9 protein-coding genes are annotated in these 11,508 nt (G+C 39.9%); 2 read left to right on the top strand and 7 right to left on the bottom strand.

The features are described 5' to 3' along the window. Nucleotides 1-227: 227 nt before the first annotated feature. The gene (locus ACTRWE_RS05600; protein WP_008112169.1) at nt 228-1,664 is read right to left on the bottom strand and encodes a sigma-54 dependent transcriptional regulator; all 1,437 of its coding nucleotides are present in this window, start codon (nt 1,662-1,664) and stop codon (nt 228-230) included. Nucleotides 1,665-2,031: 367 nt separating this feature from the next. Between ACTRWE_RS05600 and fliS the strand changes: the two genes are divergently transcribed. Then, nucleotides 2,032-2,427 (top strand): flagellar export chaperone FliS, encoded by a 396-nt coding sequence (gene fliS, locus ACTRWE_RS05595; RefSeq protein WP_008112168.1) that lies wholly within the window; start codon nt 2,032-2,034, stop codon nt 2,425-2,427. Next, a complete protein-coding gene (locus ACTRWE_RS05590) occupies nt 2,427-2,750 on the top strand; it encodes a hypothetical protein (protein ID WP_024602019.1) in 324 nt (107 codons plus the stop codon). Before fliS ends, ACTRWE_RS05590 begins: the two co-directional genes overlap by 1 nt. 190 nt (nt 2,751-2,940) lie before the next feature. Here ACTRWE_RS05590 and fliD read toward each other — a convergent pair whose 3' ends face one another. The 6 genes from fliD to flgK form a co-directional block, all read right to left on the bottom strand. Continuing rightward, nucleotides 2,941-4,365 carry a flagellar filament capping protein FliD gene (fliD, locus tag ACTRWE_RS05585; RefSeq protein ID WP_024602018.1) on the bottom strand — a complete coding sequence of 475 codons (1,425 nt, stop codon included), beginning with the start codon at nt 4,363-4,365 and terminating at the stop codon, nt 2,941-2,943. Nucleotides 4,366-4,393: 28 nt separating this feature from the next. Continuing rightward, nucleotides 4,394-4,780 (bottom strand): flagellar protein FlaG, encoded by a 387-nt coding sequence (locus ACTRWE_RS05580; protein ID WP_462879616.1) that lies wholly within the window; start codon nt 4,778-4,780, stop codon nt 4,394-4,396. A 99-nt stretch (nt 4,781-4,879) separates the two neighbouring features. Beyond that, nucleotides 4,880-6,343: a flagellin N-terminal helical domain-containing protein gene (locus tag ACTRWE_RS05575; protein WP_462879615.1), complete on the bottom strand. Its 1,464-nt coding sequence runs from the start codon at nt 6,341-6,343 to the stop codon at nt 4,880-4,882. Between the two features lie 217 nt (nt 6,344-6,560). Beyond that, the gene (locus tag ACTRWE_RS05570) at nt 6,561-7,964 is read right to left on the bottom strand and encodes a flagellin (protein WP_008113080.1); all 1,404 of its coding nucleotides are present in this window, start codon (nt 7,962-7,964) and stop codon (nt 6,561-6,563) included. A 275-nt stretch (nt 7,965-8,239) separates the two neighbouring features. Further along, on the bottom strand, nt 8,240-9,499 hold the full coding sequence (gene flgL, locus ACTRWE_RS05565) for a flagellar hook-associated protein FlgL (protein ID WP_462879614.1): 1,260 nt from the start codon (nt 9,497-9,499) through the stop codon (nt 8,240-8,242). Between the two features lie 2 nt (nt 9,500-9,501). Further along, complete coding sequence (flgK, locus tag ACTRWE_RS05560; protein ID WP_462879613.1) at nt 9,502-11,508, bottom strand: flagellar hook-associated protein FlgK; 2,007 nt, start codon at nt 11,506-11,508, stop codon at nt 9,502-9,504.

The raw sequence follows: 11,508 nt of genomic DNA, 5'->3' as shown, positions 1-11,508 counted from the left end.
GTTAAGCAAATAGCATAACTTTAGGCTTTTTGGTTTTAACCCTTTAATTGTTATATTTACCCAAAAAACAGTAAGTTGGCACCCAACGCAGACGTGGGGTAAACCTGCTAAAAAATAGAACCTGTAACGGATTCAGTGTAACTACCGGTGTTTAGTTTTTCTAACCTAATATCTAATACCTAATACCTAATACCTAATACCTAAAATATAACACCTGCACTTTGCTCTTAATCCCTAGACAAGTTATATTTTTTCATTTTTTCGACCAGTGTGGTTCGCCTTACGCCAAGTACTTCAGCAGCACGGGCGACAACGTAATCAAAGCGCTCTAATGCCTGTGTGATTAAGTTAATTTCAAGCTCAGCTAAGTACTCTTTAAGCTCAATACCTTCATCGGGCAATAAACCAGGTGCGGCCTGAGCAAAGTCATCTTCTAGATCTATTTCGTCTTCACTAAATCCGCCGCTAAAAATATCATTAAACGCATCACGCTCCATCAGTTCTTCTGGATACTGAGGCTCATAGGCTTCAACTTCAATGTAGCGGTATTTGTTAGGTAAGTCAGGAACATCCACCACCTTATCTGGGAACATAATAACCATACGCTCAACTAGGTTCGCGAGCTCACGGATATTACCCGGCCAAGAATGTTCTTTTAAACTATCAATAGCACGCTCTGTAAACTTAGCCGTAGTACCGCTTTGCTCATTTACGCGGCGCATAAGCTCTTTAAGTAGTAATGGTATGTCTTCTGCGCGTTGAGCAAGAGATGGGCTCTCAATAGGAAAAACATTTAAGCGATAGTATAAATCTTCTCTAAATGAGCCTTTTTCTATCATGTTTTCAAGGTCTCGGTGGGTTGCGGCAATAACACGCACATCAGCTTGAATCGCTTTAGTACCACCAACGCGCTCATAGCTGCGCTCTTGTAGCACTCGCAGTAACTTAACCTGCATTTGCAGTGGCATGTCGCCGATTTCATCTAAAAATAGCGTGCCACCTTGCGCTAACTCAAAACGGCCTTTTCGTGCTGAAATAGCCCCAGTAAACGCGCCTTTTTCATGACCAAATAGTTCACTTTCTAGTAGCTCTGCAGGAATTGCCCCACAGTTTACTGGTACAAATGGGCCTTTGTTACGCTTAGAAAGCAAATGTACGTTTCGGGCAACTACTTCTTTACCTGTGCCCGACTCACCTAAAATAAGTACGTTAGCATCGGTTTTAGCAACCTGCGTAATTAAAAAGCGTAAATCTTTTACGGCTTTGGTTTCACCAACAAGACCATCAAAGGTGCTTTTCTCTTTATTATTTTTATGTTCATGCGGCAACATGCGCTGATATTGCTGACAGTCGTGTAACAGCTGTGTGGTTATTTCATGAGTAAATGGCTCACATATCAACCCCACAACATTAGCCAAACTCAACAAAGGTTTAAGCGTTTCACCAATGAGTAAAAAAGGAAATGTTGGGTATCGTTTAATTAAACTTTCGTGATCTAAAGACTGCAAAGCACCTAACACCACAATACATTCTTTGTTTTGATAGTGGCTACATGCCTGTTCAAAGTCAGCTTCTGTTTGCAACTGTACCGCCTCACCAATAAAAGTAAGCGATGCGTATAATCCAATAGAGCGATTGTTATTATTATCTAAAATTAAGATCATCTTTAGCGAGCCATTTATTTCACTAATTTGTTTTATTAATCAAATTGTAAGCCAGTTGGGTTTGGATGCAAGCAATAGCGGCGATTTTTTGACATTAACGCCAAAAAACAGACACTGGCCGCACAAAGTCAATACTTTATAACTATTAATTGCCTGGGTAGTTTTAGTGACATACATACTTAGGATGAATTAAACGACATATAATGCGATTTTCAATGATACGATTTCACACAGTAAAAACTCATAAAAACTGCTATTATTATTTAAAGGTGTGACTGTTTTGGCCGATAAAGTAATAGTCAAACTTATGTTGGAACTAAACTTGCTTAGAGTTCTGAACATGTAATTAAAATTTAAGGAATTACCTATGGCTCATGCATCAATCAATAAATACCGTCAAATAACAGTTAGCAGCGTTAAAGAGATGACACCTTATGATCAAGTCAAACTCGTGTTTGTAAATATTGTTGGCAAGCTCTCTGCTGCAAAAGGATTTATTGAACGTAAAGAGTTAGAAAAAAAAGGCAACGCAATCTCTGATTGTATTGTGCTACTTGGTGCGTTGCAGCAAGTGTTAAATTTTGAAGACAATAATGAAGTATCAACTAACTTAGACTCTTTGTACGATTACTGTCAGCGTTGCTTATTAACTGCAAACCTTGAAAACAACATTGATAAAATTGATGAAGTAATTACCTTAATTAAAGAGATTAAGTCAGGCTGGGAAGCAATTCCATTCGAACAAAGAGAACCACAACTGTAATGTCTTTAAATCGGGTTACAAGCTCACAAGTTAAAGATAGTGAGACTCGAGCATATTGCAATGAGCTAGTAAGTTTGATTGCTGACTCAGAAGATTGGGATATTGAGCAAGCGCTGAATATTCATAATAAACTTGATATTCACATAAGTAGCTCACTTTCTAGAGAAAAAACTCATTATTCAGCTACTGAACTTGAGTTTTTAATTAACCTAATAGAACAGCTATCTGTTAAAATAGATAATCAAAAGCAACTATTAGCGGTTAAAATAGTTGGTAATCAAAAAAATAAAAAAGCTGTAAATAAGTATAAATCTAATATTTAAAAACACTTCTTGCCTTAGCTAACCCCCTATTTTATTCCCCTTTACAGAGTGATTAAGCAGATTTTTCACTCTGTATTTTTATTTCCTCAAACCTCACTATAAAACAACACAGTTAGTTACTAACAATCGAACAAACATAAAAAAACCTGACTCATAAGCCAGGCTTTATTTGCTAAACAAAGTTAATTGTTTAGCTAGACTTTTTAGCCACACCCGGTAGGTTAGCTAATTGCTGCTGCAAGTAACCTCCTGTCGAGTTTAGGTTAGCAACTAATATATCCATGGCATTGTATTGGCTATATAGTCGCTCTTCATACTTTTTCATTCGGCTATTAAATGCATCAACTTCATCTTGTAGCTTATCGAGTTGTGTTTCACGCCCTTCAATACGTGAACTAAAAATACCATCAGAGGCCGTATAACCTTTAATAACAGTATCTAACTGGCCAACAAAACCATCACCGTCATTTTCGCCAACAAAAAACGTTTGGATAGCTTGTGGATCACTTTCTACGGCAGCTTTAAGAGCGTCAGAATCAATACTTAACTTACCTGAGCGCTCAGTTCTAATACCAAAGTTAGCTAAAAAGTCGGTATTACCATTACCCGTGCTAAATTCAGATGTTAACATCGAGCGTACTTGGTTTACAGAGCCTCTAAGTAATGAATCACCCGCAAGTGCACCAACGCCCTCTTCAGCGCTAGAGCGACCGAGCTGATTTGATAAATCAATAAATGCATTAAACTTCTCTACAAACGACTTTAATCCAGCAGCAACATTATTATTATTTTCAGTGATAGTTGCTTTACTTAAATCATCGTCTGCATTGTGAGTTTTTTTGGCATTAATGGTGACGCCCTCAATGACATCTTTAAATTCATTTGTACTGCTTGTCGCAACAAGCGTCCCATCAATCGTAATTGAAGCATCCGTCGCTGCTGTTACTTCGTTTAAGTTTTCAGCATACGTTGTTGATGTTGTATCACTATCATACGCAAGACGAGACAAGCCAGACAAGTCTGTATTACCACCATCACCGACATCATCAACTACAATTTTTATTGCGTTTTCTGCGCCGGTTTCTTTACTTGATAACACTAATCGCTGCCCCGTATCATCGGTAATAATAGTAGCATTAACTGAATCATTGTCAGCAGAGTCATTAATCGCGTCACGTATATCAGCCAGCTTTGCTGTGTCTGACACATTTATGTCAAAACTGTTAGAGCCAGAACTAATCGTGAGCTTACCCTCTCCCACCGCTTCATCGCCAGCTATAGCATTTGATGTTAGCTTTTGGTTCTCAGCCAAACTATTAACTTTAATAGAGTAATTATTGGTTTGCGCGTTTTTTTCAGAGCTTAAAGAAACAAAGTCGTCACTGCCACTGATAGTGCGCTTTTGAAAGTTTTCGATGTCACCCAATGATTCTAGTGAACCATTAAGCTCTTCCAAAGAGGCTTTTAGGGTCCCTACTGCAGATATATCGGTAGTAAAGTTTGCTTGCTGTTTAGTTACTCGAGCTTGGTAAGGGCTTTTTTCAGCATTCACTAAAGCAGTTACAATTTCATTAACTTGCAGCCCTGAACCTATACCTTTAAATGAAATATCCATAATAATTACCCTCTTAAATTACTGAAAACTAAACTTTAAAATCAACCAATACACCGGTGGCTTCCGCTAATTTAGCAACGATACCTAACACTTCTTCAGAAGGATACTGCTTAACTAAATCACCACTTTCTTTATCAATCACCTTAATAACATTACGGCCAGAATCCTCATCCACTTTAAACTGTAGACTACGGTTCATTTCGCCCATAAAGTCCTGCAATTGCTGTACCACCTTCTCTAGTTTTTCAGGTGATAACTCTGTTTCAGAAACTTCACTATTACTTGCAGTGATGGTGATGGGTGTATTCTTTTGTTCATCAGCATTTTGCTTAACTTGTGATGGGGTTTGGTAACTTGAGGTAACCTCACCTTTTTGCGCTGAGCTGATATTTAGATTTAAACTTTGCGTTTCCATAATTCGCTCCTACTATAAAGCGATATAAAGCTTTATACCTATACAAGAAAGGAAGGGTTGCCCCTTCCTTAGTAGTTAAGTATAGAGCTTATTGTTAAATTAACCTAATAAGCTAAGTGCTGCCTGTGGCAACTGGTTAGACTGAGCTAAGATTGTTGTACCAGCCTGTTGCATAATCTGGTTCTTAGTTAGTTTAGCCGTTTCTGCTGCGTAGTCTGTATCTTCGATACGACTTTTAGAAGCCGACACGTTTTCTGATACGTTTGCAAGGTTCGCAATAGTGAAGCCAAAACGGTTTTGCACCGCACCTAAGTCTGCACGTTGTGCATCAATTTGCGCAAGCGCTGCATCAATTGTTTGAATTGCATTTTGCGCACCTTCGCTAGTCGAACCAGAAATATCAATAGATTCAATGCTAACAAGACCGCTGCCCGCACCTGTTGTAGTCACAGAGGAATTTGCAGTATCATCACCTAAATATTCAGTTACATCGGCACTTGCTGTTGAATCACTAATCGCTATTTTATTAGCAGAAGTAAGCGACAATGTTGATGCTACTGCTTGATCACCATCTGCTGTACCTGTATATGCAGCGGCTCCCTCATTAGCATTAACTAGCTGCACTGTACCTGTCCCCGTGCCTGCAGCTGTGTTAACTTGAACCCCGTTAACTCCGGTTGCATTTAAGGTAATAGTTTTGTCATCTGAGTTATAAACGGCATCATAACCGTCAGCCACCATAGCTTCAGCTAGTCTAGCACCATCCCCACCGAAATCACCCAAATCGTAATCATCTCCGCCAACAGATAACACGTCATCATCCGCTGAACTCAAATTTTGGATTGTAACGCTTAATTTGGCTTCAGCTGTTACACCCGTTGCAGCAGCATTTATTTTTTCTGCCATATCATTTGCGCCGTCAGTACCTCCAAAAGAAACTGCAGTACCATTAACGCTCCAGTTTGCTGCTTGAGTTTGAGTGGCTAACTGAGCCGATAAAAGAACATCATCACCAGAGCCTAAAACCGAACCTGAACCTGTTATATTATTTGCACCGATCGCATCTGCAGATACATCACGCAAAGTTACATTGATTGTTTCATTTGCGTTAGAACCAACTTGGAATTGTTTAGTACCGAACGAGCCATCTAGTAAGCTTGTACCACCAAATTTAGTCGTTTCAGCGATACGAGTAAGCTCTTGCTGTAATGCGCCCACTTCTTTTTGTAGTGCTGCACGAGCGTTAGCATCGTTTGAACCATTAGCTGATTGTAGAGATAGATCACGCATACGTTGTAAGATGTTTGATGACTCTTGCATCGCACCCTCAGCAGTTTGCGACATTGAGATACCATCGTTAGCGTTACGCTGAGCAACACCTAAACCATTAATTTGTGAAGAAAGACGGTTAGCAATTTGTAGACCTGCCGCATCATCTTTCGCGCTATTGATTTTCATACCAGATGAAAGGCGTTGCATTGATGTACCTAACGCATCGCTAGATTTTGATAAGTTTCTTTGTGCATTTATTGATGCAACGTTAGTATTTACTGATAAAGCCATGTTATAACTCCTGATTACTTTCGTAATGTAACTAATTGATTTTAACCAAGAGCCATCACAATAAAAATCTGTTCAAGCTCCGTTCTAATTAAGTTAACGGCCGTTATAAAATTACCTTTAGCTTTTTTTTAAAAAAAATAATAAAAACTTTTAGTTGATTGAAATACAAACAAAAAAGCCAAGCAATATCGCTTGGCTCTTTTATAGTTAGCGGGTATTAGCCACCTAAAAGACTTAATGCGGCCTGTGGTAACTGGTTTGCCTGAGACAAAATAGTAGTACCGGCTTGTTGCATGATTTGGTTTTTAGTTAACGTTGCGGTTTCAAGCGCGTAATCGGTATCTTGAATACGACTACGCGAAGCTGACACGTTTTCAGATACGTTAGCAAGGTTGGCAATGGTAAAGCCAAAACGGTTTTGCACCGCACCTAAGTCTGCACGCTGGGCGTCAATTTGCGCTAATGCAGCATCAATAGTTTGAATTGCAGATTGAGCACCTTCACTAGTTGTACCACTAATATCAATCGCCTCCACTGATGACAATTGACTTAATGAGCTATTAAACATCTGGAGCTCATTTGCTGCTCCATCGTTTGAAATACCAATTTTGCTCGGTGATGACAAATTTATTTCCGATGTTTTTGAAGCTGTTGTTGCTCCCGCAGCAGTTCCATCAAACGTTAATCCACCAGCAGGCGTACCAACTGCTTCCATTACAGATTCAATACCATCAACACCTGTTGCTTTTAGGCTAATATTGCCTGCAGCTGGGTCATAAACAGCATCATAACCGTCAGCCACCATCTCTTCTGCTAGGCGCGCCATATCACCACCAAAAGTGCCTAAGTCATATTCATCATCGCCAATTTTTATAGTTGCATTATCGGTACTCGTTATCCCTGCGATAACAACATTTAGACGAGCCTCAGCTGTAACACCAGCCGCAGCTCCATTAATAGAATTAGCTACACCATCAGCGCCATCATTTGCTCCAATTAAAACATCAGTACCGTTGATATTCAGTGATCCAGGAGCTACAACTTCATTTGCAGCCATACTGCCTGCAGCTACTACACCAAATACAGTTCCTGGCCCATCAATTTCGTTGGAACCAATAGCATCGGCAGCAACATTACGTAAACTTACATTAATGGTTTCATTCGCGTTTGCGCCCACTTGGAATTGTTTTGTACCAAATGTACCGTCAAGTAAGCTGGTTCCACCAAATTTGGTGGTGTCTGCAATTCGAGTAAGCTCTTGTTGCAGGGCTGCTACTTCTTTTTGTAGGGATGCACGGTCAACCGCACTGTTTGAACCATTCGCTGATTGCAGTGATAAGTCACGCATACGTTGTAAGATGTTTGCAGACTCTTGCATCGCACCTTCAGCAGTTTGCGCCATAGAAATACCATCATTGGCATTACGCTGAGCTACTGTTAGACCATTTACCTGAGACGTTAGTCGGTTGGCAATTTGTAAACCTGCAGCATCGTCTTTTGCGCTATTAATACGCAAACCAGATGATAGTCTCTGCATTGAGGTTTCAAGTGCCATGCTAGATTTAGATAGATTGCGTTGCCCATTAAGTGATGCAACATTTGTATTTACGCTTAAAGCCATTTTACCATCTCCTAGTTTCAATCAGAATGTGGTTCAAAATATTTAAGCAAAAACCACACTTTCTATGACTAGTTGAATGCATTACTTGTGCCAACTAATAATAAAACATTAAACCCATGTTTTATAACAACTAAATAACATTTATTACGGTATTTAATGAATAGTGAGCATTTTTTTGACAGGAGAGAAAAAGAGGGGTGACAGTTTTTTGCCGCTTCGTTAAGGCAAGTTATTACCTATTTTTCCTAAAAGTAATAACCTGCCTTGGATGGTGTTTATAAATAATCGAATAATGAGAGTTTAGCCAAACGACCAAAAGTCGCTTGTGAAGCCTGTAAACCAGACTCTTGTTTAGTAAGTTCGCTAATCGCTTCAGCGGCATCAATTTCAATCAGGCTGGATCTGTTTTCTTGATTATTGATATCTAGTGCACTGTTTGAATCGGTCACACGCTCCACCACGTTCATACGCCCACCTAGGCCAGCCTGAGTAAACACAATTTGCTCACTGGCATTTTTAAGCTGAATTAACCCATCCGATAACGCTTGGTTAATTTGCGCTCCATCAAGTTGATCGTCATTTAGGCTGATGATCAGATCTTGCAGCGTATTTAACACATTTTCTTTACTTGGTTTTTCAAGGGTAAAATCAAGCTGCCCTGGTGCTGCTCCTTCGAGTTGAATTTCCATACCAGCAAACTCAATCGGTTCGTCGGTTACTTCACCCGTAACGGGTGGCACAAGCGAGGCGCCGTCTCGTAATATTTCATACTGTTCAGGCGATGAAGGGGTTGCACCTGGGATCACATTAACATTATAGGTATTGATCGTTGGAGAAATAAGCGGATCTGGGTCTGAGTTATAATTACCTTTGTGAAAGCGGTCAAACTCACCTTGGTTTTCAACATACACAGTACCCGCAGTAATACCGCCGCTTGGGGTGCCTTGATTTGAAATAACATCAAGACGTGCATCAACTCGTTCAAATACATTAAAGCCATTATCGCTTGATTTGATCTCAACGCCTTTGGCGATCGTCACTTCGTGCTGACCTTGATCGCCTTGGTATTCATATTTGCCATTAGTGCTATTAAAAGTATATGTTTGAATATTATCTTGATAGCCAGAGAATAGGTATTTCCCCCCTTCTGATTGACTATTCATTAAGTTAAGCAGCGATTTTTGCAATTCTTTTAGTTCACTGGCAACTGAAGCCAAATCACTTTGACCTAACGAACCATTGCCCGCTCGTATGGTTAGCATTTGCGCTTCTAAAATAGTGTCGTTCATACCCTTAAGTATGCTTTCTTCGGTTGATAAGCGACCATTTAGCTGCTTTATATTTTTAGTTAACTGCTCATTGGTTTCTATTTTATTGGTGTACAACATCCCTTGCGATATAGCAGCTGGGTTTTCAGAGGTACTCAAATACTTTTGACCTGTGTTTGCTCGCTCTAAAGCGCCTGCAACGCCCTGTTGATTATCTAAAATTTTATTAATTTGACTTTGATACATTAAATTATTTGATAAACGCATAATTACCTCGCCGCACTCAGTAAAGTGTCAAAAATAGAACGTGCTGCAGACAGTACTTGAGCCGATGCAGCATAAGATTGCTGAAAACGCAGCAAATTAGCCGCCTCTTCATCTAAGTTTACGCCCGACAATGATTCATACCAGGCTTCTGATTGTTGTGCTAATGCATCAAATGCAGCACCGTTGGTCATTGCTTGGCTGGTCACTACCCCAACATCAGTTACCAAGCCTGCATAGGCCTGATTCAACGTTTTATGATTATCGGCTGAGGCACTTGCCACTACATTTTGACGTACTAAATCGGTATTTTGTAAATCTGCGAGCTTTTGGCCATTACGGTTATCATCAAAACCGCCTTCATTAAATTCTAAATTAAAGGTATCACCTGTAGCCGGTACACCTTCAATATTAAAGTCAAAACCATAGCCATCGTAAGGCGCTCCAGCTTGAGCGAGTATATTATTAGCAGGCGGTGTAACTGTAAACGTGGTCGTGCCATTACCGTCAGTCAGTTGATATTCGTTAGCATTAGCTGTTTTAACAATGCTAATAGGGCCATTAGCTAGCCCTAGAGGGTTACTAAAACTGCCAGTGGTTACATCGCTCACATCACCCGGTGAAATAGTACCTGTCCCTGTATTATCTAGGCCGTCAGCTGTTCTAATTGGAGAGGCTAAGGCAATGTCTTCACCTCGACCACTGGTCAACGATATATTACCCGCAGCGCCACTATTGAGTTTTACCTGAAATTGATCCCCAGCATTACCGGCTCCCGTTACATTAAGCTCTAAGCCAAACGATTCCCCACTAGTAATCGCTGCTGAATCGATAATGCCGCTGGGTGGGATAGTTGCTAAAGACGCTGTACCTAAAGGCTCACCTTTATTATCAATAGGCTGAATACTTACTTCGTTAGGGTTACCCGTATAAGTGATCACAAAGTCACTGGCTGGTAGTTCACTGCCTTTACCAGCCTCAACGGTTGCTGACATATTAGCTGTTCCGGTATTTGCTTGATAAACATAAGCACTGACCGTTGGAATTTCAAAAATATCTCCACCTAATTCACCATTAGCATCCATCCCTAAACGGTTTTGCTGATTAAACGAATCGGCAAGTGCAATGCCCATCTGGCCAATTTGATTTTGTGCAGGCACCAAAATATCGTCTCTAAATGCCAATAAACCGCCAATTTTACCTTTTAATTTAGTGGGGTCTATTTCAAGTGGTACAGCCTTACCGCCATTTACATCTAAGCGTAGCTCTTTAAAATTAGCATCAGGATCGCCACTAATAGAAAACAAGTTAAATGACCCATTTTGCATAACAACGGCTTCACCTGTACCCATAAACACTTGTTTTTCACCATTAGGGCCATCAAGTGTTTCTATATCAATTAGCTCAGATAAATCACGTATTGCTTTATCACGCTCATTATAAGCTGAGCTCGCATCCGCTTCGTTCTTGGTACCATGAACACCCGCAATTTCTTGATTTAACGAACTAATACTTTCGATTAACGTATTCGCCTCTTCAGAAAAAATTTCTAATTGCTCATTAACCACCGCTTTTTGCTCTGAAACAATACCTGCAAGCCTGTCCATTTGATCAATCAAATTTTGCGCATCACTCATCACTAATGAACGAGCAACCGTTGATGAAGGTTGATTAAGAGCTTCTTGTACGTTATTGAACATTGAGTTGATACTAGTTGATAAGCTGTTTGATTTTTCTGAAAAGATTTGATCAACTCGACTCGCTTCACTAACAAATTGATCAAAAAAGCTTTTATTTGAGGTATCTCGGTTTAATTGCTTTTGCGCAAACTCATTCAATAATCGATACGTTTGGCCACGGCCTACCTGATTATCAATCATAGTGGTAAACTCGGTGCGCTCACGTACATACCCTTCAGTATTAACGTTTGCGATGTTTTTACTTGTCGTTTGCAATAACTCAGAGTTTGCTCTTATTCCTGAATTAGCAATATTTAATAAATTAAACGACAT

This window comes from Pseudoalteromonas sp. G5_S1_54_S4 (assembly GCF_054968565.1).
The sequence above is the reverse complement of the archived record's forward strand: the minus strand, read 5'-3'. Positions and strand labels throughout refer to the sequence as shown.